We start from the raw sequence: 25,779 nt of genomic DNA, 5'->3' as shown, positions 1-25,779 counted from the left end.
CCGGGATATTTATTGATTAAGAGTTGCGTGCCTTGGCGTAGGCGTCCTTGAGCGTGGCACTGAGAACTTCTATGTCCACAGGCTTGTTCAGGTAAGCGAACGCACCGAGCTCCATACATATCCTGCGGTCATTGTCTGAACCGTGACCGGTGAGGATGATAACCTCGATCCCGGGTCTTTCGGCCTTGACCCTGCGCAGGACCTCAATGCCGTCAATTCCGGGCATCTTGAGGTCAAGGATCATTACTTCGGGTTCATCTTCCTTGACAACACTAAGCGCGGACTCGCCATCATAAACAACTGCGGAACCGAGATCACGCAGCAGCAGCCTTTCGGAAAGAGTCTGCACAAACTCGCGCTCGTCATCTACAAGCAGGACTCTCGACGGCAGTTCAAAATCCATGCGACGGTAGATATCAGCATCATAGTAATCCTTACCGAATTCGATTTCCACCTTTTCCACACCTTCAAGAGGCTCGGCTATTTCACGCAGATCCTTTTCCAGTCTGTCGACCATGAGCACTTTCTTGTTTATGGCAAGGATGACGACCCCGCCGGAAGCGCGGACGTCAACGTTATGTCCCTTGGACACGAGCACGCATGAAGTCCTGGCTGCAAGCAGAAAATCCTGCACAGCCTGCCGGGAAGCATCAGTCTCACTGACTGCCGCATTGCCCAGTTGCTCCTTGATAAGTGTTACGGATTCGTCCACGCCGGTCTTATCCACGGGTATAACCATGTCGTAAAGCCCCGGTGACCATGGATCTTTATTACCGGTCAGGTCACGTACCCAGGAAGCGGCTTCCTCATCGCTCTGATGAATGGCCTTGACCGCATCCTTCTCGGCAAGACCGCTTTCCCTCAGGGCAACGGAAGACCTTCTAGGCAGATCATCAATAAGACAAACTTTGAGTATATGACTTATCTCCTGAGAAAGAAGATGAGTTACCAGTCCGGAAACCAGAAGGGCTTCACCCGCAGCAAGTCTCTGGGCAAGAGCCAGGCGCAACCAGGCTACTGCGCGCTCCTTTTCACGGCTGAATTTATTGAATATGGAAGTCTTGGGAGAAAAAGCCTTGGATATGGACTTTTCACTCATCCCGCTCAGGGCGGCTGCATCAGTCACCAGATCAGCGTCGGAAACAAGCTTGATCCCGGAATCATCCATCATCCTTTTAATGACAGCATCCTTCTGGCAGAACAATCCGCTGAATATAAACAGATCAGACATAATACACCTCCACTAAACATTACCGTTGATACGACAGTAGGTTGTGAGCGGACAATCGCTTTCGGTCCCGTCGGCATGAGCTACGGCATGGGTTCTGCACAGAGCGTCATCGGTATCACTGTAGACGTGATCCTTACCGATTTTTTCAAGCAGATGGGTGCGTTCAAGCACAGCCATAACGGTTTCGTTCACACCTGAAAACGATATGTCCCGCCCGCCGCTGCGAACAGTATCCACGATGAGTGAAAGAGCTTCTTCGCCGGAAGCGTCAATGTCGTTTATCCCGTTGCAGACCAGAATCAGATGCCTGAGCTTGGGCATGTTAAGCAGACGGTCAGTGATCTGATCTTCAAGGAAACTTGCGTTGGCAAAGAAGAGCGGACCGTCAAAACGTACCACAGCGATATGATCGCACTCACGGAGTCCGTGGATGCTGGCATCACGCAGAACGGAATCTTCTCCCTTGGAGAGAGCCGCCACGTTGGGGCGCATGCTCTTGTAAAGAAAAACACCGAGGGAAAGAGCCACACCGATCATGATACCCTTATCAAGATGCGGAGCAAATGACAGAGTGGCGACAAAAGAGATCACGGAAATGGCGCCATCGTATTTCTGCGCCTTCCATGCGTGGATGAAACCGGATGCGTTGATCAGCCCGATAACAGCCATCATGATAACTGCAGCCAGAACGGCCTGCGGCAGATGGTAGAGCAGCGGGGTGAAGAACAACAGCGTAACGGCGACAATACCGGAAGTGAACACGCTGGAAAGCCCGGTGACAGCACCGGCCTGGAGGTTGACCGCAGACCTGGAGAAAGACCCGGATGCGGGGTATGCGGAACAGCATGCACCTAAAACGTTGGCAAGACCCTGACCGATAAGTTCCTGGTTGGGATCAAGCCTCTGCCCGGTTTTTGCTGCCATGGCCTTTGCAATGGAAATGGCTTCCATGAAACCGAGCAGTGAGATGATGACCGCAAACGGCAGCAGCTTCAGTATGACTTTCAAGTCCATTGCAGGTACGGCCAGCGGAGGGAAACCGGAAGGAACATTCCCGACAACTGCACCGCCGCCCATCATCCTGAGGGATTCTGTGCTCAAAGGCTTATTGCCGACTTTGATGCGCCAGGTGCGTCCGTCATCTTTCATCCCTGCGGGAACTTTACCCTGCGGGAAGAAAACAATGGAGCCGTCGGACTGCTCCACTCCGCTGAAAAGCATGGAACGCAGTTCAGCGCGGTATTCATGCGATTTGTGTTTAAGCAGATTGACCTGATAGTTGAGCACCTGCAGGTCGTGTTCGGCATCAAAATAACCGATCCTGTTCTTTTCGGCCTTGGCCTTGTCTTCAAGAGCCGCAAGCTGTGTGCGTTTGAAAGCAAGTTCTTCAATGCCGTTCACGGACTTGTTGAATTCGCCAATGACTTCAACAGCACGCGCATCCTGGATAGCGGATACATTTACAGCGGTATCATGGTTGAAACCGATTGCCCATGAAAGCACGGTGGTAATCACAACCGCGCAGAGAACATTCGGAATTTTGGGGTTGATTTTCTTGAGCCCGACCATGATGGCGAAAGCAAGTATGCCCATTCCCAATGACGGGAAATGAGTATAATGGACAGCCGCCTTTACGACCCGCACGATGGTTTCGTACTGCAGGTCGGCCTTGTCCACATAGACGCCGAACATCTTGGAAAGCTGGGAAGAGGCAATAATTATTGCTGCCGCGTTGGTGAAGCCGTTGACAACCGGGTGGGAAAGAAAGTTGACAACAAGGCCCAACCGCAACACACCGAGCAGAAACTGGAAAACCCCTACAAGCAGGGCCAGAAGCAGGGCGTAAGCTATGTACCCTTCACTTCCGGCAGTAGCCAGCGGTTCCAGGGAAGCTGCGGTCATAAGCGAAACAACCGCAACCGGCCCGGTGGCCAGTTGCCGGCTGGAGCCGAAAAGAGCTGCAACCATGGGAGGAAGCAGGGAGGCGTAAAGGCCGTAGTAAGCAGGCATGCCCGCGAGCTGCGCATACGCCATGGACTGGGGGATAAGAACAAGCGCAACGGTAAGACCGGAAATTATATCCGCTCTGAAAGCCGCTCCACTGTACTTTTTGAACCAGCCCATAAAAGGGAAAATTCTGGTAAGCATTAAACACCCCTATTCAGGTTTCAACATTCTGCGGATAGACTCGATCAAGTCATTGAACAGCGCCCCCGCATCGTAGAGATTAAAATTTTTGAATCTCACTAAACCATCAACCATCGTGAAAATGATGAGTGCACTCTTTCTCGGATTCACCCCGCCAATGGAACCGTCCTCCAACCCTCTTTGTATGGCCTGCTCGAAAAGAAGGACCAGACAGTTGTAGATTTCTTCCAGGTGTTCCCGAAATTCAGGTCTGCTTTCAGCAAACTGGTAAAGAAAAAGCCGGTGCAACAAAAGAAACTGATGTTCCATCCGTCCTGCAAGAAGAAGGTAGAATGCCACCACCTCTTCCATCATTTCTACACCGGTTCCCGGGGCATGATTTTCCATGTGATCGGAAAACTCCACCAGAATCCTCTCCTTGGTGATTTCAAGGATACTCAGCAGAAGCTGCTCCTTGCTTTTGAAATGATAGAATATTGTACCCTCTGCCGCCCCGGTTATGGTGGACAGTTCCTGCATGGAAGTGTCCGCAAAGCCCTTGTTGGCAAAAAGCATGGTGGCAGCCTCCAGTATCGCCGCCTTCTTCTTAGACATCTTGGTCATCCTTTCTCCTCTTGCTCCTAAAAACCGACTGAGCACTCAGTCGGAATAGAAATTAATCCGAATCAATATTTGTTGTCAACCCGTCACTTATTTCACAAACAAGTCACAATAAAACTATAATATACTGTAATAACTTTATTTTATAAAAACATTATCCACAAAATCAATTTGCGATTTTTTTCACATAAATCAGACACAAGACAAAACTGAGTCTAAGCTCAGTTTTTATCCAACGATTTTACACCCATACAGGCTCAAAAACTGAGTGTTCACCACAAAAAATATTTTCACCTTTTTTCATAAAAAAAATAGGGCCTGAATCCATACACCGGATTCAGGCCCCGAATAAGCAGAAATTAAATGGCGGAACTAGGAAAAGCTGCCGAGAACGCTGCCGAGCACGCCCAGATACTCTTCAAGCATGGCAGGCATTATATCTCCCATGTGCCCGACTCTGAAAATCGGAGAGTCTCCGACTTCCGCAAGTTCCTTGTTGATCTTGCCGTAACCGGGATCAAACAGATACCCGTGTTCGCGCATCAATTCCTTGACCTCCTTCAAACGGTCAATTGTCATATGTGCGGGCGTTTTGAAGGAGGTCATGGTCGGGGAACGGTAACCTTCCTGAGCGAACAGCTCATAGCCGTCCATGGTCCCGGCCCATTTGACAGCTATATCACGCATCTTCTCGTGGCGCTGAAAACGGGCCTGAACTGTTTCTTCATTGACGATGTAATCCAGCTGCACACACATCTGGTTTACCAGAGTTCCGTTCGGCGTGGTCAGAGTCTGTTTCAATCTGGCTTTGCTCATCTGTGCGATGATGTCGGTAGTGTAGCCCCTGTTTGCGACCTTCTCGGCTTTTTCCAGGGCTTCGTCACACAGGAATACAATGCCGAACCCGGCAGGAAGGCCCAATGATTTCTGGGTAGAGGTACAATACATAAGCGGTTTTGCTTCATCTATAAAAGAAGGAGCACCACCGAAAATAGACACCCCGTCTATGATCGGCTGAGCGCCGTGCGCACGGATGATTTCGCAGATTGCGACAACATCGTTCTCCACTCCTGTCGATGTTTCGTTGTGCGTGAAGGTGACAACATCAGGCCGGTGTTCTTTCATGGCTTCTTCAAGCACTTCCGGATCAATAGTTTTTCCGTAAGGAAACCGCAGTTGCATGGCCTTCTTGCCGTTGACAACAGCCAGTTTATGAAAAAGATCGCCGAATGCCCCAACGGAAACGTTGAGTACGGTATCCGAATCGGAAACAAGAGAACGGACTGAGGCCTCAAGGGCGTTGGTACCGGAACCATTGAAAATGACGGGAGTATATCCTTCAGGATTTCCGGCAATGGTCAGAAGGTTTTCCATGATCGGCACGAAACGCTTTGAGTTTTCCGCGTCCCTGTGTCCGAATTCCGGCAGAAGTCCGGCCTGGCGAACCTCATCGCGCAAAAGTATGGGTCCGGTAATAAAAAGCTTAAGCTCAGCAAAATCCTCACCGATCATTTTCTTGACCTCTCTATTTCTTGTTATCGACACTGTAGGCTTGTAGATTTCGTAATACGAAAATATTTCCGGGAAAAGGCTTTATGTGGAAAAAACGGGAGCAGAAATAATCCGTCAGTTGGGCCTTTTATGTCAAGCACTAAACACTCTGCCCCTTTACAATCTCCGACACCATCATTATATGATACGAGGTCTGCTGCGATCTTGGGAAACTTCACAAGGCCCATAACCGCAACAGATTTGTCCTGAAAATCCGACGCATCGAAAGCAGGAACCAAGCCTGCCGGCCGAGCGCAAAGAAAGGTCGGGATATCTCCGGATTTCGAGTTCGGGGAAAGCCGGACAAGCTGACAGCAAAATAGATACTTGATTTTCATCAGCACGGCCACTATATTGCCATTTTTTCTTCACAGGGGCTGTTCTGCTCCTCATAAAACATAAACATTCCAGGTAAGACATTATGCCTCAGTTAGGCCCACATATTTCCATTCCCGCCGAAGCACTCCTTTCGCGAGTACTTGGCCTTGATCCGTTTGAATTCAAAGGCTGGCCGGAAGACGTTCGCAAACTTTCCGAAAGCATTGCCGCAGAACTCTTCCTCGTGCGCTACAACCCGTTCATTGATCCGGAACTGGTGCGCAAATCGGTTTCCCGGACACTCACCCTGGCCCGCCCGACCCTTTCCGGCGAATATCCCCAGCGCCTCAGCCGTGCTGTGGAAAATTTCTGGCTGAAACAGGATGCCGACAAAGAATTCAAGGAAAGATTCATCGAGAAGATGAAAGAAATCCTGCCCGAACACTGTATCGGACTTGATCCGCATACTCTGGTCCAGTCGGCCACAGACGCAACAGACCTGCGCATAGAGCTGCCCATCGCAGTACTTTTTCCGGAAACAACGGACCAGATAAGAGCTATTGTACGTCTGGCCAACGAAATGCAGTTCGGACTCATCCCCCGAGGCGGAGGAACCGGAGCAACCGGGGGAGCCATCCCCGCTCTGGACCGAACTGCCGTCCTCTCGCTCGGCAGATTCAAAAAAAATACTCAGTGTCGACACCCAGTCGATGATCCTTTGTGCCCAGGCCGGGGTTATCACCCTGGATGCCATCAAGGCTGCCGAGAAAAAAGGTGTGCTGTTCACTGTTGACCCGGCCTCCAAGGCGGGCTCTTCCCTTGGCGGGAACATATCGGAAAACTCCGGTGGCCCCTACGCTTTCGAATACGGCTGCACAATCGACAATATAATCAGCTACAAGATGGTAACCCCCAAAGGCGATCTGATTGAAATCAGACGCAAGGACCATCCGGGTCACAAGATCTTTGCCGGAGAAACAGCCATCTTCGAAATATTCAATTCCAAAGGACAGCTCATCGACAGCATAGAGCTGACTTCGGACGAAATCCGCACAGCCGGACTCGGCAAGGACGTTACCAACAAATATCTCGGAGGACTCCCCGGAGTTCAGAAGGAAGGCGTGGACGGGATCATAACCGAAACCTGCTTCGCACTTTACCCGAAACCGAGCAAAACGCGTGTGCTCTGCCTTGAATTCTTCGGCCGCTCCATGCGCAACGCCATGCTCGTCATCAAGGACGTGGTAGCACTGCGTGATACCATTCGCGAGGAAGGAGACCTGGTCAAGATTTCGGCTCTTGAAGAGTTCGGGCCCAAATACGTGCAGGCCATCAAATACAGCAAGAAATCGGAAAAATATGAAGGCGAGCCCATTTCCGTGCTGATCCTGCAGTTGGATTCGGATGATGAACACGCCCTGCAGAGCGCTGTTGACACCATCATGTCCATTGCTCAGCCCTACGACGGTGTTGATATTTTTGCCGCCCGCGATGCCAAGGAAGCGGAACTGTTCTGGGAAGACCGTCACAAGCTTTCGGCAATAGCCAAGCGTACTTCCGGTTTCAAGGTCAACGAGGATATCGTTATTCCGCTTGAGGTCATACCGGTATTTTCCGACTTTCTTGAGGACCTCAACCTCATCTATCTTGCAAAGATATACCGCCGTTCTCTGCTGGCGGTAAAGGAACTTCCGGGATTTCCCATTGAAGAACCGAAGGTGGAACTGGCCCTGGAGCGGACCACCAACATTCTCAAAGGCAAAATCTCCGGTAATGACATGAGCGACCAGGAACTGGAAGGACAGGTCCGCTACCTTTTTCAGGAACTGCGCGATGAATTCCCCAAACTTGATTCCAGTATATCCGAAATATACAAAAATCTTCATGACCGCCGCATTGTCATAGCCAACCACATGCATGCGGGCGACGGCAACTGCCACGTGAACATACCGGTCAACTCAAATGATCAGGACATGCTGCACAGCGCGCACGAAGCTGTTGATGATGTCTTCAAGAAAGTTCTGGAACTCAAAGGCGAGGTTTCCGGAGAACACGGAATAGGCATCACCAAAATAGATTACCTGTCCGAGGCCAAGATCAAGGCTATCCGCGAGTACAAGCTCAAAGTGGACCCGCTCAACATCCTGAACCCCGGCAAGCTCACCCGCAGGGACCTTCCTTCCCCGGCGTACACGTTCTCGTTCAACAGGCTCATCAATGACCTGAACAAGACCGCCATCAAGGACAAGGAACACCTGATGGAACTGTTGCGCCACATCCAGACCTGCACCCGTTGCGGAAAATGCAAGCAGGTCTGCCCCATGTATTTCCCGGAACGGGGACTCATGTACCACCCGCGCAACAAGAACATAGCTCTGGGCGCGCTCATTGAGGCAATCTACTATTCGCAGGTACAGCGCGGCGAACCTTCCCCCGACCTGCTGACCAAGCTCAGAAAGCTGATGGAACACTGTACCGCGTGCGGCCGCTGCACCTCGGTCTGTCCCATCAAGATCGATTCGGCCGGTGCGGCTCTGCAGATACGCTCCTTCCTCGAATACAAGGGAACCGGCGGACACCCGGTAAAAAGCGCTGTCCTCGGTTTCATTGCCAAGGACCCGCACAAGAGACTGCCCAGAGCGGCTAAGTTTCTCTCCCTTTCGGCAGGCTTCCAGTCCAAGGCTGTGGGGCTCATTCCCGGACACTGGCGCAGACGCATGGAATCTCCCATGCTGCACAGCCCTACTCCGGCAATGGACTTCAAGAACCTTCACGAGACCATCGGACTGGACGATGAATCCATGTTCATGCAGAACACTCCGGCAGCGGATACCGTATATTATTTCCCCGGTTGCGGCGCCTCGCTGTTCTCCAAGGACATCGGCATGGCCACGCTCTACCTGCTGCTCAAGTCCGGCATAAACGTGATCATGCCCTCCAAGCACCTGTGCTGCGGCTACCCGCTGCTGTCCAGCGGCTGCGTTGAGGCATACAACACAAACCGCCACCGCAACATAAGCGATATCCAGTACCGCATCGCCAAGGCATCCATTGCCGGTATGAAGGTTTCCACCCTGCTGACCGCCTGCGGAACATGCAGGGAGTCTCTGGAATCCTACGATTTCAGGGAACTCGGATACGAACTCAAACGCAAGGATGCCGTGCAGTACCTGCTGGCCAATCCCGGCAACCTTGATTTCAAATCGGCGACAGCGGCGCAGGAAGTGATTTACCACGCATCCTGCCATACTGAATGGACCGATGTAGCAAAATCCAAGGCACCGGAAATTTATCGCCAGGCCATAGCCGATACTCTGAGCAGCAACGTAACCCTTTCTCCGGGATGCTGCGGAGAGTCGGGACTCGGTTCCATAACCAGCCCTGAGATCTACAACAAACTGCGTGACCGCAAAGGTATGCAACTGAAAAAAGATCTCCAGGAACACGACAAGAACACCCCCATACTGGTGGGCTGTCCATCGTGCAAGGTGGGGATCAAGCGCAATGTGCACGCCCTGAAAAAACAGAACCGTGTACTGCACACTGTAGAGTACATGGCAGAAGTCATCGGCGGTCCCAAATGGCGCAAGGAGTTGAAAAAACAGCTGGAAAAAGCCACTCGGCAGGACGAGATGGTAATCATTCAGGGCTGATATGAAAGCACTCGGAATAGATTTCGGGACAAAGCGCATCGGGTTGGCCATTACGGACCCGGAAGGCATGTTCGCCTTTCCCCTGAAAGTGCTGGAACGCACTACAAGGGATGCGATGTTCTCGGAACTGCTTGAAATAATAAATGCAGAGAAGGTCGGTGACATCGTCATCGGCCTTCCTCTTTCTCTGGACGGCGAGGACACACTGACTACCAGGCAGGTTCGCAACTTTGCGGCATCATTGGAAAGAAGAGTAAAACAGCCCATACATCTCGTTGATGAAAGGCTCAGTTCGATTGCAGCGGAAGAAGAACTCAGGGAGGCCGGACTGTGGGACAGAAAAAGGAAAAAAAACCTGGACAGCCAGGCAGCAAAAATAATTCTGGAAACATGGCTCGCCCAAGCATAGTGCTGCGCTTTGTACTGCCAACCCTTGCAGTCATATGCATGGCGCTCATGTTTGTGGGCGGCTGGTTCATGTACAGGAACTGGAGCTTCCTGAACCTGCCCCCGGAAATCGAGGGCCGTGAAATTCTTTTCTCCATCGAACCGGGCGAATCCCTTTGGACCGTTTCCGGCGGGCTGGCCAAGGCCGGACTTATCTCCGATGCCAAAAGATTTCGCCAGTACGCACAGGAACTGGGCAAGGAAAACAAAATTCGCGCCGGAGAATTCAGTCTCTGGTCCAACATGACCGCACCGGAAGTCCTGGACACTCTGACCACAACCTCCGGTATCCTGCACAAATTCTCGGTACGCGAAGGGCTCACATGGTGGGCAACCGCACAGGCTGCCGAAAACTCCAAACTCACAACCTATCAGGAATTCAAAAAAGCCGTCTTCGATCCCGAACTGCTGGCCGAATACAACATCCCCGCCAAAAATGCGGAAGGTTACCTCTTCCCGGAAACCTACATGATTACCAGACCGAAATCGGATTCCGGCAGAACAATGGTGGAGACCATGCTCAAGGAATTCCGTAAGGCTGCCGACAAGGCCTGGAACGGCAAACCTCCCTCCCCGAAAGAAATTCACAGGACTATTATTCTGGCATCTCTGGTTGAAAAGGAAACCGGCGATGCCTCGGAAAGAAACAGGATTGCCGGGGTATTCGCAAACAGGCTGAAAAAAGGCTATCTGCTACAGTGCGATCCCACAATCATTTACGGACTGGGCGAAACATTTGACGGGAATCTCCGTAAGAAACATCTCGGAGACAAATCCAACCCGTACAACTCATATCAGCATCGCGGGCTGCCTCCCGGACCGATCTGCTCGCCGGGGCTGGATTCAATCAAAGCGGCCATCACTCCGGAGAAACACTCCTATCTCTATTTTGTTGCCAAAGGCGACGGGTCACACTATTTCAGCAAATCGCTCAAGGAACACAACGAAGCCGTACGGAAATATCAGCTGCACAGAAACCGCGCAACCTACCGATCCTACAACCAGTAAAACGGCGCAAGGACGATATACAGACTAGAATTTGCCGAGGATAAAATCGGTAATCGCGGCAATGGCTGATTTTCTGACCGTGCTCTTTGACTCTTCATCGTCCCACCACTGCAGGTCGCTGAACTCAAGGGGAAGCCGCAGGGTGAGGAACGGGAGAAAAAACCTTACCACATTCTCCCGCGAGGCCCCCTTGGCTGTATCAAAATGGAAAAAGACCTCGCCGATGAACCATGAGCGGTCTTTCTGGGTTTTCGGTTCTGTCGGCTTTACGAACATGAAATCTGGATCGGTTTCGGAATCAAGCTCGCTGTCGTGAAATCTGGCGAAAAGATCAAGAACCTGCTTGCGCACGACCTTGTCTCCATATACGTCCACGATAAAGGTAAATTTGAGAAACCCGCTTTCCGGCGTAAGGTTGTGCCGCGAAATCTTGAGCACTCCGTCTTTTCGGTTCGATTCATCATCATTCAGAAAAAGGTCAAAGGCGCAGAAGCCGATAAAATTTTCAGCTTCGCGCAGTTCTTCCAGTTGCTGTTCTATTGCAGCACTGCTCTCGTTCATGGTCAATATCCTGCTGGTTGATCAGTTGCACCGGCATTCTGCGATACCATTTTGTGCGCACTCCAACAAGTTAAACAAATTACAAAAGAAGAGCCCCCTTCATAAGCATGAAGAGGGCCCGGACATTGCTGATTCGGAATCAGTCTCACTGCAATCGACTAACTCCTGATTTTTTCGGCAAGCATGCGCAGATGTCCGCGTTCTTCATCAATACAGGCTTCCACTATTTCACGCTCGGCTTCGGGGACCATGGTCTTAAGCTCGGTGAAAAGCAGAATCGTGTCCTTTTCAAAACGCATGGCGGCGCGCACGGCATCCTCGAAGGTGAAGCTTTCGTCTTTGAATGCCGCTGTATAGTCGAAGTTGAATACATCATGAGAATCCACCAGGGCCATCACGTACTGGGTATATTCCTCATAATCGCTTCCCGGAGGAATTTCGATATTGCCCAGACGGTCGCGCATTCCTCTGAAGAACACTTCATGTTTGGATTCTTCTTCGGCGAAGTAGTCAAAAAATTCCTTGGCGCCCGGATCCTTGGCCTCATCCGCTGCAAGCAGGTAAAAAGCCTGGCCCTTCTGCTCAATTCGCATTGCCAGCTCAACTACTTCATTTGCATTGAAAAAAGTTACCATTTTAACTCCTCATGGATTTTTATCTATTTATAGGGATTTTTCAGCCTGATTTTGTCATGAAAATCAGTCTAATCTCTGCAAACAGACGGTCATCTGCCGTAATATGAATCACCCAGGCCAAAAGCGCAACCAGATTCATTCATATATTTACAAAAGAAAGATTTTGAATTTTTCTAATTCAGTATATAAAAACATTATGGATTTAATGAATGAAAAAATGCAAAAAGGGACGAAACAACCGGTTGGTTGATAAACTCAACCCTATTTATTCGAACAGAGAAACAGACCGGCAGACAAGACAGGACGAATATGTCCGTCCAAAACGCAAAGGGGAAAAGAATGACTGTGGAAATACATGAAGATCCGGCCCTGCAACACTTTGTTGAACAATCCCTCGACAAGCTGGACCAGATAGAAACGGCACTCATGAAGCTGGAAAACAGCAGGTCCTCCTCTCCGGTCATCGTGGCGCAGGTTTACGGTATACTCGTTTCTCTCAAGGAAAGTGCCGCGCTACTGGAACTGACCAAAATAAGCGAAGTGGCCGGGGCTATCGGCCATATACTGGACCGGCTGTACAAAAACGAACTCGAGATTGATTCGGAACTCCTCAACATCATAATTGACTCATTCGACAAGCTCACTGAAATGGTCAGCAACGCAACTCTGAGCAATGATTACGATGTGAGAATTGTAACCCTTGCGCTGGAAGAAATAGGTAAACAGAATATGACCAGAACACCGCCAGTTGCTCCGGAATCAGTAGCGGATCAGAAACAGCCTGAACCGGAGTCAGCGCCTGCACCTGCCCCTGAACAGAAGGAAACAGTATCGCCTGTTTCTACACCTCAGGAGGCTGCGGTCTCCGAAATCAGGGAGGATCCGGAAGCTGAACAGTTTCAGGAAAAACCGCAAAGTGAACACAGCCTGCAGGCAGCAAAATTCCGCAAACTGTTCAGGATAAAAAAAGAAATAGATCTGGCCAGCAATGCCAACCCCCTTGGGGTATCAATGGCCGTATCAAATACTATAATGAACATGGCCTCCAACAGCAGCGCCATGGAAGCAAACTCCACGGACGGGCTGAAATTCAGCCTTGCAAAGCGGCATGACGTGGGGGAAGAATCCATAGTGATTGCCAGTTCATCGGTGGAACTGCTGGATCTCACTCTTAGACTGACCGTAAGCCCCGGCATAGACCATGTGCTGAGCTATGAACACGGACTGAACGAATACAGCAGAGTGGCCGCGCTGTGCGGGGTGGAACTTCTGCGCCTGCCTCGTGGCCGCAACTTCTCCCCGCCGCTTGATCAGCTTGTGACCACAGCCAACGGGAACACCGCCGCCGTTATAATAACCAATCCGGACATCCCTTCCGGATACGGAGTCCCGGCCGAGGAGTTGGCAACCATGGCCAATCTGCTCCCCGAACGCACCTTGCTTATCGTGGATGAAAAATACGTTGAATTCGCCTGGCCGGAAGACGACTATTCCATGGTCAACTTTCTGGACAAGGCACCCAATCTGGTCATCCTGCGCAGTTTCTCGTGGTCATTCGGGCTGAAAGGAGTCGGCTTGGGGTATGCGCTGATGAGTCCCGAACGGGCAAAAATTCTGGAAGATTCAAGACTGCCGGTACCGGTCAGCCCCCTGAATCTGGGCGCAGGACAGGCCGCCATCAACCACAGCGAATTCTACTACTCCACCATTGACCTGATCATCAGGGGCCGGGAAAGAGTCCAAAAGGGATTGGAAGAACTCGGCTGCACAGTCTACCCCAGCCAGGGTAACTTCATAATGTTCAGCAGCCCGATACCGGCGCAGAATCTGCATGACATCCTCCAGGAATACGGGTTCAGGCTCAGCACTCTTGAAACTTTCGGCCTTCCGGACCTGCTCAAGGTTTCAATAGGCAACAACTCAACCAACCGCATGTTTCTCTCGGCAATGAAAAACATCTTATAAGAGGCAAAAAAATGAAAAGAATTTCCTTACTCGCAATATTGTTGATAATTCTCTCCGGCTGTGCAGGCCGGACAACAAGCATGCAGGATGTCAGGTCCTTCTGTCGCTCCATAAGCACCAGCGAGGAATGCGACGGTCAGGAAGCCATCTGCGCGGAATATTCCGAAGTAACGCTCAAAAGCTATGCTTCTGCCAAGGAATGCCGCCAGGGTTGTGAAAGCGTTCGTCAGAAATCGGCCCTGAACGAAGAACAGCAGACCTGTCTGCAGCTTTTCCAAAGCGTCGAAGGCAAATGCAATGAATTCTGCGATGACAACTACCAATAAATCCGAAGCTGGTTTCAGCCGGGTTGCAAGAGCATTAAGTCTGTCGTAATAGCGATAAAAAAGTATCGGCAGTGTTCCATTCCACGGTTCACTGCCGATACTGATACATATTAACCAACTTTCACAAGGTCTTCATCCATGCTTAAACGGTTGACGGTCGGACAAAAAATATTTTTCAGTTTTCTCGTGGTATTCATCCTTTTCGGGTTTGCATCCATTGAGTCTTTGGGAGCCCTTAAAAAATCCTCATCCGGATTCACTGGGTACAGCCAGTTCGCGCAGGATTCCAACCAGCTTGGAGAAATCCAGGCCCGGCTGCTTGAAGGCCAGTCCTACGTCAAGGATTACATAATTACCGGAAACAACAAGTACCTTAAGAAATACTCGGAAAACAACAAACGTCTGCAGCCGCTTTTCAAAAATGCCGAAGCAGCGGTAACTTCTGCCGCCAGACTGGCAATGCTTAGCGACATCAAGAGACTTTCCAGCGACTACGATTCCAGTTTTGCAGAAGTCGTCAGCACACAGCAGGAAAGGACGGATGTTTCCGACACCAGACTTATCCCTGACGGGGACCTGATGGAGCAGACATTCGAAAGAATCATAGACGGTATAGGCGGGAAAAGCGGCAATGCGGAAGCATTGTACTGGTGTGCAAAAGGAGTCCGCAATCTTATACTGGGCAGGCTTTATGCGGCAAAATATTTAGAGTCCAGTCTGGAATCCCATGCCAAGAGAACGCTTGACGAGATGGAAAAACTCAAAGCAGCAACAGAAAGCCTCTCCCCGCTGCTGACAAAGAAAAATTACGAATATCTGGAATCAATCAAGCAGGCATGCGCATCATATATAAACGCCCTGAATCGGGTTGTTGTCGCAACCGAGAAGAGAGACAGACTCATAAGCTCGGAACTTGATGTAATAGGCCCGAAAATGGCTGCCCTTGTTGAACAGGCCAAGCAATCGGTAATTTCCGATCAGGACAAGCTCGGTCCCACTCTGCAGGCGCGTAATGCCAGTGCCATTTCCAACACATATATTCTGGGCGCAATTGTGGTAATCCTTGGATTATGCGCGGTATTTTTCATAGCCAGAGACATCACAAAACCGCTGAAGCGAGTTGTGGACGCAGCTTACAGGATAGCAGGCGGAGACATGAGCATAACCATGGGCGAAACCCAGCGCGCAGATGAACTCGGAGACCTGTCCAAGGCGTTCGGCAAAATGACGGAATCCCTTAACGAGATGTCTTCCGCCATGGAAAGAGTTGCCGACTCAGACCTGACCGTATCAATCAAGCCGAAATCGGATAAGGACACCATAGGCAAATCTCTGGCGGCCATGGTTGAAAACCTCAAAAGTGACAACGTAAAAATACATGAAGCGGTACGCATCCTTTCAACATCCCTAAGCCAGATTTCCGCCGCTTCCGCAGAACTCACCGCCAGTGCAGCGGAAACGGCCAGCGCTGTGGCGGAAACAAACGCTACCGTGGAAGAGGTAAAGCAGACGGCCCACCTCTCCAGCGAAAAATCACGGCAGGTTGCCGATGTGGCCAGGAAGGCGGTTACGACATCACAGCACGGCAAACAGTCAGCTGAGGACGCTGCTTCGGGCATGAAGAACATACGCAACCAGATGGATACCATCGCCCAGTCAATTGTAAGGCTTTCCGAGCAGTCGCAGCACATCGGTGATATTATATATGTTGTCAACGACATCGCAGATCAGTCCAACATCCTTGCTGTAAACGCATCAATAGAAGCTTCCAAGGCAGGAGAAGAAGGACGAGGATTCACAGTGGTGGCGCGGGAGATCAGAAACCTTTCCGATCAATCCAAACATTCCGTATCGCAGATACAGTCCATTCTCGCAGACATTCAGAAGGCAACCAGCTCCGCGGTAATGATCACCGAGGAAGGAGGTAAGGCGGTTGAAGCAGGAGCCAAACTCTCCTCCCAAACGGGCGAGGCCATCCTGAACTTGAGTTCCGTGATAAACCAGTCCGCACAGTCTTCCGCGCAGATCGCAGCATCAAGCCAGGAGCAGCTTGCGGGTATGGATCAGGTTGCCGTAGCCCTTTCCTCCATAAAACAGGCCGGAGAGCAGAATCTTGAAAGTTCCCGGCAACTGGAAGAAGCGGTCAAGGACCTCGACCGTCAGGCAAGATCACTGCGCGATATGATGGAACGATTCAAGCTTTAACAGAATCATAAATATGATGGAAAAAGCCCCCGGTATTTTACATGCCGGGGGCTTTTTCCGTTTGGCGCAATTGCCGAATATATTTCAGCAGATCGGCCCAATGAGCTGCTAAACTGAACACATATTCAGTGATCCACGAACACCACATGTAAATTTATACTATTATTTCAAACAGATAACCATTTCAAATACAACCAAACCATCGAAACACCCCACCACCGGGCCTTCCCGCAACACGAACCTCTCTTTCAAAGAGTATAAAAATAGCGTTTTGCAAAATTTACACCTTGTTTTTTAAAGCAAATCAAAAAAACGGTCTATTTTTTACAATTTTTACATTTTTATACTGAATAACAGAACAAACATAGCCATATCAGTCACTACCTTTCACCGCCGAAAGCAGCATAAACAAGATATCAAACTGATTTTACTGAAAAAAGAATCAAAATCAGAAAAAACCTATATTATAGCATAGATAAACGAAGTATTACCACCCTCTTCCGACGACTATAGTGTAAAGCCTTAAAATTAAAGAATATAGTTTGGAATTTAAGTTTTTTTGCAAAAATGTCTTTTTAAATTCTCCGTTTTGCGATAATTTTCATCATTCAATAACGAAATCGGAACTTCTTAATGAACACCTCAGGAGGTAAACAATGAAAAATGTACTTTTCAGGTCTCTATTGGTCCTCATGGTCCTCGGCCTGGCCGCGGTCATGATTACCGGCTGCTCTAAAAAGGAAGAAAAAATCAAAATCGGCTTCAACATTCCCCTTACCGGTGACATCCCCAAAGTAGGCGAATCGTCCAAAAACGCCGCAGAAATGCTGCTGGCAGACATCAACGGTCAGGGCGGCCTTGAAGTCGGCGGCAAAAAAATTCCCCTTGAATTTTTCTACGAAGACAACGAATCCAAAGCTGAATCCGCTGTCAACGCAGCACTCAAGCTGATCGAACAGGACGGCGTTGTGGCTATCGTAGGCCCCAACTCCTCCAAGCAGGCTGTTCCCGCAGGCGGAACCTGCAACGACAACCGCACTCCCATGGTTTCTCCCTGGTCCACCAACCCCGACACCACCAAGGACCGTCCCTGGGTTTTCCGTGCTGCTTTCCTCGACCCCTTCCAGGGTCCTGTTGCCGTGAACTTCGCTTCCAAGCAGTTCAAGGCAACCAAGGCTGCAGTTCTCTTTGATATTTCCAACGACTACTCCAAGGGTCTTGCTGAAATCTTCAAAGATGTATTCGACAAGAAATTCGGTGACGGCGCTGTTGTTGCTTTCGAATCCCACGGCACCAAAGACCAGGATTTCTCCGCACAGCTGACCAAGATCATCAACTCCAATCCCGATTTCATCTTCGTACCTGACAACTACAACCAGGTTGCCCTGATTGTTAAACAGGCTCGTGACCTCGGCTGGAAAGGCCCCTTCATGGGTTCCGACGCATGGGGTTCTTCCGAACTCATGAAGCTTTGCGGCGATGACTGCAAAGGCCAGTACTTCTCCACCCACTACGCCGCTGCCGGTGCCAAGGGTGCAACCAAGGAATTCATCGATCGTTACAAAGCCAAATTCGGCGAAACTCCCGATGACGTAGCCGCCCTTACCTGGGACGCAGCCCGTCTGGTTCTCCAGGCCATCCAGGATGCAGGCTCCTACAATTCCGATGTCAAGGCTGAACGCAAAGCCATCCGTGACGCTCTGAGCTCCATCAAGGAATTCGCCGGTATCACCGGTTCCATGAAGTTCGACGAACAGGGTGACCCCATCAAATGCGCTGTTGTTGTACGCATCGACGAAAACGGTGAATTCGTATTCTCCGAATCCGTCTGCCCTTAGTTCATTAAAGATAACGGGACAGCGGGACATCAGTCCCGCTGTCCCGGCTTTTATGCTGGAGACGGGCTGTTGCCCGAAAATTCCATGACTTCCGATGCCCCCGTCAATTAGTATTAGTAGACGGACAATTTCCAAAAAACGAAAAAACCAGTGCCGGTTTTTTAGAAAAAAAAGGGATGACCGACAGTGGATATCCTCATCCAGAACCTGCTTAACGCCCTGCAGTGGGGCAGCTTTTACGCGCTCATTGCTCTGGGTTACACACTTGTTTACGGTGTACTGCTCCTGATTAACTTCGCCCACGGAGATATCTTCATGGTCGGAGCCTACATCGCATTTTTTGTCGCCACATTTTTTCTCGGATTTCTGGACCTCGCCCCCTGGATGGTGCTCGCACTGACAGTGCCGCTGACCATGATACTGACAGCCGGGGTCGGGGTAACCATAGAGAGGATCGCCTACCGTCCCCTGCGCCGCAAAGGAGCCCACCGTCTCTACGTGGTCATCACGGCCCTCATGTGCGGCCTGATCCTTGAAAACGGCAACCTCGCCATGCTGGGCGCAAGCCGCAAGAAATTTCCGGAGCTGCTCGACAAAGTCGTTTACACCTTCGGAAACATTTCCGTAACCAACCTCAAAATAATAGTTATTTTCGCTGCCATCGCAGTTTTTCTGCTCCTTCAGTTCATCGTTACCAGGACCAAAATCGGCATGGCCATGCGCGGAATATCCTATGATAAATTTGCCATTCCGCTCATGGGCATTCCCATTGATAACGTGATCGTGTTCACCTTCGTGCTCGGTTCGGGTATGGCCGGGCTGGCAGGACTTCTTTTTGCCATGTCCTACCCCATCCTTGAGCCTTACATGGGTGCACTCATCGGTTGGAAAGCCTTCATCGCGGCTGTTGTCGGCGGGATCGGTGATATACGCGGAGCATTTATCGGCGGTTTTCTGCTCGGCTTCATTGAAGTCGGTGTTGTGGCGGTGTTCCCGTCTACCTTCAGAGACCTGTTCGCCTTTTCCATTCTGCTAGTCATCCTCTGGGTGAAGCCGACCGGAATATTCGGCGTTGCCAAGACAACCAAGATTTAAGGCGGAATAACCACAATGCAGAAATACAGTTTCAATATCGGTTTATGGTCCATGGCAGCCATAGTGGTGCTCCTGTCTCAGGGCGGCGCGCTTGACTTGTATATACAGTCAGTAATCATGTTCATAGGCATCAACATCATCCTTTCTTCCAGCCTGAACGTAGTCAACGGCTACATGGGAGAATTTTCCTGCGGGCACGCAGGATTCATGTGTATCGGAGCCTATGTTTCATCACTGCTGAGTGTCGTTTTTTTCGCTCAGAATAAAATCTTCGGCGCTCCTCTGCTGCCGCCGGACCTTGCCCCGCTAGGCTTCCCCATCATAGTCATTATATCCGGACTGATTTCGGCTGTAGCCGGACTTATTGTAGCCATCCCGTCATTCAAGACCAGGGGAGACTATCTAGCCATTATCACCATCGCAGCCAACTATATGGTCATTTCCGCCATAGAAAACATGGATGTGATCGGCGGCCCACGCGGATTCATGGGAATGAAACGGGTGGTAAACGCCATGACGGATGTGGCAGACATCCCCTGGATGATGATCTGGGTAATCCTCGGTACATTCGCAAGCATCTGGATGATAAGAAGATTTGTATCTTCCACATACGGAAAAGGCATAATGGCCATCTGCCAGGACGAAGTTGCCGCTGAAATCATGAGTGTTGATACCAACAAGATGAAGATGGCCGCTTTCATGCTTTCTTCCGGACTGGCCGGTGTAGGCGGAGCACTCTTTGCTCACGTACTCGGCTACGTCAACCCGCAGTCCTTCAACATTATGAAGTCCACTGAATGTCTGGTCATGGTTTATCTCGGCGGCATGGGCTCGCTGGGCGGATCTATCATTTCAGCCGTATTCTTCACTGTAATGCTTGAACTGCTGCGCTTCATCATTCCGGCCATTGATACCGGCATGCATCTCATACACCTGCTTCCGGATACCTACCATCTGAGCCAGGTATGGAAATGGGTGCTCATCCCGCTGACTCTGATCCTGCTCATGCAGTTCAGGCCTGAAGGAATCATGGGCAACAAGGAACTGCCCGACCTGTTCCCGCGGCTTAAGAAATTCTACAAATTCAAGTAGCTCAACCCGCGAGATAAGGAGATAAAATGTCACTCTTGAACATAGACGGACTTACACAGAGATTCGGTGGCCTGCAGGCTGTATCCGATTTCAATATCGAGCTTGAAGAACGATCCCTTACCGGGTTGATCGGCCCCAACGGGGCGGGTAAAACCACCATCTTCAACCTCATTTCCGGATTCTACCAGCCCACGGAAGGGACCATAACCTTCAACGGCACCCCCACCAGAGGGCTGAAACCGCATCAGGTTACGGCACTGGGCGTTGCCCGTACATTCCAGAACATCAGGCTCTGGCACGATATGACCGTTATGGACAACATCCGTATCGCCCAGCATTACCGCATGGGTTACGGGTTCTTTGACGCCGTACTCAGGTCAAAGAACTACTTCCTCCGGGAAAAGGAAATCGAACGTATTTCCACCGAACTGCTGGAATTCATGGACCTGAAACAATTCGCCGATGAACTGCCCACCAACCTGCCCTACGGACTTCAGAGGCGCGTGGAAATTGCCCGCGCCATGTCCATACAGCCCAAGCTGCTGCTCCTTGACGAACCCGCGGCAGGGCTCAACTCCTCGGACGTTGAAGGTCTTATCAAGCTGGTCAAATGGATTCACGATGAATTCGACATCACCATCCTGATGATCGAACATCAGATGAAAGTCGTCATGACTCTCTGCAAGTGGATCAAATGTATTGATTTCGGCGCCACAATTGCCGAAGGAACACCTGAAGATATCCAGTCCAGCGAGACTGTTATCAAAGCCTATCTGGGAGATGATTCGATTTGAACACCTTACTTGAAGTCAAAGATCTCCGCGTCAAATATGGAAATATCGAAGCGCTTCACGGCGTTTCTTTCGATGTCAACGAAGGCGAAATCGTCACCCTCATCGGCGCAAACGGTGCGGGCAAGACCACCACGCTGCTGTCCATCAGCCGCCTTCCTCCGCCGGAAGCACCCAAAGTCATCTCCGGCGACATCAGCTGGAAAGGCGAATCCATCCTCGACATGGCCCCGCACAAGGTCATTTCCGACCTGCACCTGGCCCTCGTCCCGGAAGGACGTCACATTTTCGGCAACCTCACTGTTGAGGAAAACCTCAAGCTGGCCACCTATGCCCGAAAGGATTCCATCAAGGACGTTCACGCTGACTACGACCGCGTATTCGCCCTTTTCCCGCGCCTTGCCGAACGCCGCAAGCAGCGCAGTGAATCCCTTTCCGGTGGTGAACAGCAGATGCTGGCCGTCGGTCGTGCGCTCATGTCCAAATGCAACTTCATCATGCTCGACGAACCCTCCATGGGTCTCGCTCCGCTTTTGATGTACGACATGTTCCGCACCCTGAAACAGCTCAATCAGGAAGGCTTGACCATCCTGCTCATTGAGCAGAACGCAAACCTCGCGCTCAAATTCGCCCATCGCGGATATGTGCTGGATACCGGCGAAATCGTGGCTCAGGGGACTTCCGACAAACTAATGGATGACCCCGAAGTCAAAAAGGCCTACCTCGGCGGCTAATTGCCGAGGATGCTTTAGTATACCTCGGTATGCCTCAGGCGGCCCCTTCGGGGAGCCTCCCGGCGGGCGCCTTCAGCGGGACCAAAGAAACTTTTTGAAAAAAGTTTCTCTGGACTCTTCAAAAACTTTTGATCGGGCTCCGCCTCTTCGTAAGATAAAAAAATAATTACACAAAAGAAGGCCCGCAATATCTGACGATATTGCGGGCCTTCTTTTGTGGGACAATATTAGAAAATGTTGTGTCAGGCTATATTCTGCTATGGTTATTGCCTTTGACCTGCAACATTTTAATTAAAATGGCTAACTTAAATGCAGCCACTTTATACAATCAGGGATTCAAAAGGGTCGCGGACCCTTTGGCCGCCGGCGGCGAAATAAAATTATCAAAAGCGCGAAGCGCATCAAATTTAATGCCTTAAATGCCTTTTAAAAGAGCATCAAATAAAATCCTATAAAGGCACAGGCTGATCAAGGGAGGTCCGAGCCTTGATTTCGCCGGTGCGTTTGACCACTATTTTCTCTACAGGAATATCAGCACTCGCGTTTTTAAGGGCGGTTGCCACTATCCTGCTGAAATTGGAACAGCAGGGAACTTCCATCTCCATCACGGTAACGGATTTGACGCCGCTAACGCTGAAAATCTCGGTCAGCCGCTGCACGTAGAACTGCACATCATCAAACTTGGGGCATCCCATGAGCACCTTTTTGCCGGGCAGAAAATTCTGATGATAGCCGGGCAGAGATACCGCCACGCAATCTGCGGTCAGAAGCAGATCCGCGCCCTTTAAAAAAGGAGCATCGGCCGGTACAAGACGTATCTGGATGGGCCAATGGGTCAGTTGCGAAGGTCCGGCATCGGTCTCCATGCCTGTGGGCACATTGGCCTGCCCGCAGGGAGTTGCTTCCGGCGCAAAGGATTCAATCCGCGAACCGGCACAGCCGCCCTTCGGCCTGGCTTTCGAGTCAGTCAGTCTCAGGCTCTCAGGTGAGGGCATGTGGTCGGGTACATCTCGCCCCTGCTCGGTGAGCAGTTCAGTCACGGCCTCGGGATCAAAATCATCGGCCACAACTTCCCGCACAGTCAACGCGCCGGTGGGACACTCGCCAAGACATGCACCAAGGCCGTCACAATACCTTTCGGCAAGCAGCCGGGCCTTGCCGTCAATAATCTGCAATGCGCCCTCTGCACAGCCGGGTACACACTGGCCGCAGCCGTTGCACAATTCCTCGTCAATATGGATCAACTTTCTTGTAACTTTCATATATCTACCCTCCGCAACATGCAGCCCTTTACCTCGGTATACCGAAGGGTTCTGTGTCGGTCATATCAAGGAGTTAAAAAATTAAATAACTATGTTCATGAATTAATGGATGACAATTTGTCATACAATCGGCGAAGCCTTGATGAAAGGTTTTGGGATTCTTAAACCCTTTTGCAAAAGGGTTTAAGGCCCCCGGCAGGCCTAACAGTCGCTTAACGAAAAGCTTTGCTTTGAGTTTTAGCGATCTGTTGAGAGCAGAGATGCCGCCGGGGGCATACTCCGTTCCTAGCCGAGGATTGCCTTCAGGTCTTCTTCGGGCGTGCTGATGGGCATGATGTTGAAATTTTCAACAAGGAAGTTCAGCACATTAGGGGTCACGAATGCCGGGAGGCTGGGTCCGAGCCGGATATCCTTGATACCTAGATGCAGCAGGGTCAGCAGGATGGAAACAGCCTTCTGCTCGTACCAGGAAAGGATCAGCGACAGCGGCAGGTCGTTGACACCGCATTCGAACGCATTAGCGAGCGCGACAGCTATCTGGATTGCGGAATAGGCATCGTTGCACTGCCCGATATCAAGCAGACGGGGAATGCCGCCGATATCGCCGAGCTTCTTGTCGAAAAACCGGAACTTTCCGCAGGCCAAAGTCAGGATGATGGTATCCTTGGGAGCCTGTTCAACAAATTCGGTATAGTAGTTTCTGCCGGGCTTGGCTCCGTCACATCCTCCGACGAGGAAGAAGTGCTTGATGGCGCCTGACTTTACGCCTTCGATAACCTTGTCGGCAACGCCGAGAACGGTATTGCGTGCGAATCCGCAAAGGACGGAACCCTTGTCGGAATCCTCGGCAAAGCCGGGAAGTTCGCCGGCCTTCTTGATCACAGCACTGAAATCGCCGTTGGCAACGTGGGTTACGCCGGGCCAGCCGACAAGACCGGTGGTAAAAATGTTGCCCTTGTAGCTTTCAACCGGCTTCTGGATACAGTTGGTGGTCATGAGAATGGCACCGGGGAACTCGGCGAATTCCTTGGCCTGATTCTGCCATGCGGTCCCGTAATGGCCGTGGAAATGCGCGAACTTCTTGAGTTCCGGATAGCCGTGACAGGGCAGCATTTCGCCATGGGTGTAAATGTTGATGCCGGTTCCTTCAGTCTGTTCCAGCAGTTGGCGCAAATCCTTGAGGTCATGCCCGGAGACTAGAATGGCCTTGCCCGCCTTAGCACCGAGCGGAACTTCGGTGGGCACGGGATGCCCGTATGCTCCGGTATTACCGGCATCAAGCAGTTCCATGGCCTTGAGGTTCATTTCTCCGCACTTCAACACCAGAGCAACCAGTTCTTCAAGACCGAGAGCCTGGGGAACCGCAGCAAGGGCTTCATGGATAAAAGCGTACAGGCCTTCATCTTCCTGCCCGAGAATGGCAGCGTGATCGGTATAAGCGGCAACACCCTTGAGACCGTAAACTAGAATCTGCTTGAGTGAACGCAGGTCTTCGTTGGAATCAAAACCGGTAACCGGGAAGGATTCACCAAGCTTGCCGAGTTCCGCAGCAGTCCCGGAAACGGAGGTGAAGGAACCGCTATCCGCACCGACCTTTGCAGCCAGTTCGTCACGGGCGGCAGCCACGTTTCCTATAACCGGCACAAACCGCTCGTCATCAAAATTCACGTTGGTCAAGGTGGAGAAAACGGCTTCCGAGGTAAGCCTGTTCACATTTCCCGGCACCACTAAGCCGTTCTGCCGGGCAGCGATTGCCACGGTTCCGAGTTCGATAAGAACCTGGATCAGAAGATCCTGTATGGCGGAAACTTCGTTGGACTTGCCGCAAACACCCTTTACGGTGCATCCTTGGCCCTTGGCTGTCTGTTCACACTGGTTGCAAAACATCTGGTTACTCCTTTTCAGGTTAATTTTTTCCCATTCGTTGAGTGCAGAATAGGCAACATCCCCGAACAAATGTTTGACCCAGGTCAAAACCAATAATTTTTTTTGATTTATTTAATCTTCCCAGAAGATGCAGTTTACAGGACACATTTCCATGGCGGATTCTATCTTCGCTTCTTCCGCACCTTCAGGATTATGCACCTGGGCAAGATCGCCGGGTCCCATTGAAAAAACATCCGGACATTCCTCAACACAGGCTTCGCATCCTATACAGAGATCAACATCAACAGCTACAGTACGACTCATAATTTTCTCCTTTTGTTATTAAAAATCCGACAGTTCAAATCTGAATTTAGCACAGTTAAAACAACAGTAAAACATTTTTTGAATAACCGCTGCATAGCTCCGTGGCGGAAAAAAGGCCGGACAGACTTA

General features: G+C 50.7%; 19 protein-coding genes and 1 pseudogene. 11 read left to right on the top strand and 9 right to left on the bottom strand.

Annotated elements, in window-relative coordinates:
* Nucleotides 1-16: 16 nt before the first annotated feature.
* From ACKU4E_RS00800 to ACKU4E_RS00785, 4 genes are all read right to left on the bottom strand, one after another.
* Nucleotides 17-1,231, bottom strand: a complete 1,215-nt coding sequence (locus ACKU4E_RS00800) for a response regulator (RefSeq protein ID WP_320169191.1) — start codon at nucleotides 1,229-1,231, stop codon at nucleotides 17-19.
* A gap of 12 nt (nucleotides 1,232-1,243) precedes the next feature.
* Nucleotides 1,244-3,379, bottom strand: a complete 2,136-nt coding sequence (locus tag ACKU4E_RS00795; RefSeq protein ID WP_320169190.1) for a SulP family inorganic anion transporter — start codon at nucleotides 3,377-3,379, stop codon at nucleotides 1,244-1,246.
* Between the two features lie 9 nt (nucleotides 3,380-3,388).
* Nucleotides 3,389-3,982 (bottom strand): TetR/AcrR family transcriptional regulator, encoded by a 594-nt coding sequence (locus ACKU4E_RS00790; RefSeq protein ID WP_320169189.1) that lies wholly within the window; start codon nucleotides 3,980-3,982, stop codon nucleotides 3,389-3,391.
* Between the two features lie 369 nt (nucleotides 3,983-4,351).
* On the bottom strand, nucleotides 4,352-5,491 hold the full coding sequence (locus tag ACKU4E_RS00785; protein ID WP_320169188.1) for an aminotransferase class V-fold PLP-dependent enzyme: 1,140 nt from the start codon (nucleotides 5,489-5,491) through the stop codon (nucleotides 4,352-4,354).
* A 460-nt stretch (nucleotides 5,492-5,951) separates the two neighbouring features.
* Between ACKU4E_RS00785 and ACKU4E_RS00780 the strand changes: the two are divergent.
* The 3 genes and pseudogenes from ACKU4E_RS00780 (at nucleotide 5,952) to mltG (ending at nucleotide 10,956) form a co-directional block, all read left to right on the top strand.
* A pseudogene (locus ACKU4E_RS00780) lies at nucleotides 5,952-9,501 on the top strand (FAD-binding and (Fe-S)-binding domain-containing protein).
* Between the two features lies 1 nt (nucleotide 9,502).
* A complete protein-coding gene (ruvX, locus tag ACKU4E_RS00775) occupies nucleotides 9,503-9,910 on the top strand; it encodes a Holliday junction resolvase RuvX (protein WP_320169187.1) in 408 nt (135 codons plus the stop codon).
* Nucleotides 9,892-10,956, top strand: a complete 1,065-nt coding sequence (gene mltG / locus ACKU4E_RS00770; protein ID WP_320169186.1) for an endolytic transglycosylase MltG — start codon at nucleotides 9,892-9,894, stop codon at nucleotides 10,954-10,956. Before ruvX ends, mltG begins: the two co-directional genes overlap by 19 nt.
* A gap of 24 nt (nucleotides 10,957-10,980) precedes the next feature.
* Here the strand turns inward: mltG and ACKU4E_RS00765 are convergent, their stop codons facing one another.
* Both ACKU4E_RS00765 and ACKU4E_RS00760 read right to left on the bottom strand, forming a co-directional pair.
* Nucleotides 10,981-11,517 carry a hypothetical protein gene (locus tag ACKU4E_RS00765; protein ID WP_320169185.1) on the bottom strand — a complete coding sequence of 179 codons (537 nt, stop codon included), beginning with the start codon at nucleotides 11,515-11,517 and terminating at the stop codon, nucleotides 10,981-10,983.
* A 158-nt stretch (nucleotides 11,518-11,675) separates the two neighbouring features.
* On the bottom strand, nucleotides 11,676-12,152 hold the full coding sequence (locus ACKU4E_RS00760; RefSeq protein ID WP_320169184.1) for a ferritin family protein: 477 nt from the start codon (nucleotides 12,150-12,152) through the stop codon (nucleotides 11,676-11,678).
* Nucleotides 12,153-12,491: 339 nt separating this feature from the next.
* Between ACKU4E_RS00760 and ACKU4E_RS00755 the strand changes: the two genes are divergently transcribed.
* From ACKU4E_RS00755 to ACKU4E_RS00720, 8 genes are all read left to right on the top strand, one after another.
* Nucleotides 12,492-14,117 carry an aminotransferase class I/II-fold pyridoxal phosphate-dependent enzyme gene (locus tag ACKU4E_RS00755; protein WP_320169183.1) on the top strand — a complete coding sequence of 542 codons (1,626 nt, stop codon included), beginning with the start codon at nucleotides 12,492-12,494 and terminating at the stop codon, nucleotides 14,115-14,117.
* Between the two features lie 11 nt (nucleotides 14,118-14,128).
* Nucleotides 14,129-14,443 (top strand): hypothetical protein, encoded by a 315-nt coding sequence (locus ACKU4E_RS00750; protein ID WP_320169182.1) that lies wholly within the window; start codon nucleotides 14,129-14,131, stop codon nucleotides 14,441-14,443.
* A 138-nt stretch (nucleotides 14,444-14,581) separates the two neighbouring features.
* Complete coding sequence (locus ACKU4E_RS00745; protein ID WP_320169181.1) at nucleotides 14,582-16,648, top strand: methyl-accepting chemotaxis protein; 2,067 nt, start codon at nucleotides 14,582-14,584, stop codon at nucleotides 16,646-16,648.
* Nucleotides 16,649-17,304: 656 nt separating this feature from the next.
* Nucleotides 17,305-18,486, top strand: a complete 1,182-nt coding sequence (locus tag ACKU4E_RS00740; RefSeq protein WP_320169180.1) for an ABC transporter substrate-binding protein — start codon at nucleotides 17,305-17,307, stop codon at nucleotides 18,484-18,486.
* A gap of 186 nt (nucleotides 18,487-18,672) precedes the next feature.
* Nucleotides 18,673-19,581: a branched-chain amino acid ABC transporter permease gene (locus ACKU4E_RS00735; protein ID WP_320169179.1), complete on the top strand. Its 909-nt coding sequence runs from the start codon at nucleotides 18,673-18,675 to the stop codon at nucleotides 19,579-19,581.
* 15 nt (nucleotides 19,582-19,596) lie between these two features.
* Nucleotides 19,597-20,673 carry a branched-chain amino acid ABC transporter permease gene (locus ACKU4E_RS00730; protein WP_320169178.1) on the top strand — a complete coding sequence of 359 codons (1,077 nt, stop codon included), beginning with the start codon at nucleotides 19,597-19,599 and terminating at the stop codon, nucleotides 20,671-20,673.
* A gap of 26 nt (nucleotides 20,674-20,699) precedes the next feature.
* The gene (locus ACKU4E_RS00725) at nucleotides 20,700-21,467 is read left to right on the top strand and encodes an ABC transporter ATP-binding protein (RefSeq protein ID WP_320169177.1); all 768 of its coding nucleotides are present in this window, start codon (nucleotides 20,700-20,702) and stop codon (nucleotides 21,465-21,467) included.
* The gene (locus ACKU4E_RS00720) at nucleotides 21,464-22,198 is read left to right on the top strand and encodes an ABC transporter ATP-binding protein (protein ID WP_320169176.1); all 735 of its coding nucleotides are present in this window, start codon (nucleotides 21,464-21,466) and stop codon (nucleotides 22,196-22,198) included. Before ACKU4E_RS00725 ends, ACKU4E_RS00720 begins: the two co-directional genes overlap by 4 nt.
* Before the next feature lie 449 nt (nucleotides 22,199-22,647).
* Here the strand turns inward: ACKU4E_RS00720 and ACKU4E_RS00715 are convergent, their stop codons facing one another.
* From ACKU4E_RS00715 to ACKU4E_RS00705, 3 genes are all read right to left on the bottom strand, one after another.
* Nucleotides 22,648-23,460 (bottom strand): 4Fe-4S binding protein, encoded by an 813-nt coding sequence (locus ACKU4E_RS00715; RefSeq protein ID WP_320169175.1) that lies wholly within the window; start codon nucleotides 23,458-23,460, stop codon nucleotides 22,648-22,650.
* Nucleotides 23,461-23,745: 285 nt separating this feature from the next.
* Complete coding sequence (gene hcp / locus ACKU4E_RS00710) at nucleotides 23,746-25,347, bottom strand: hydroxylamine reductase (protein ID WP_320169174.1); 1,602 nt, start codon at nucleotides 25,345-25,347, stop codon at nucleotides 23,746-23,748.
* Between the two features lie 111 nt (nucleotides 25,348-25,458).
* Nucleotides 25,459-25,650, bottom strand: a complete 192-nt coding sequence (locus ACKU4E_RS00705) for a ferredoxin (protein WP_320169173.1) — start codon at nucleotides 25,648-25,650, stop codon at nucleotides 25,459-25,461.
* Nucleotides 25,651-25,779 lie beyond the last annotated feature (129 nt).

The sequence above is a fragment of the Maridesulfovibrio sp. genome (genome assembly GCF_963677005.1).
In the GTDB taxonomy this organism is placed as follows: domain Bacteria; phylum Desulfobacterota; class Desulfovibrionia; order Desulfovibrionales; family Desulfovibrionaceae; genus Maridesulfovibrio.
The sequence above is the reverse complement of the archived record's forward strand: the minus strand, read 5'-3'. Positions and strand labels throughout refer to the sequence as shown.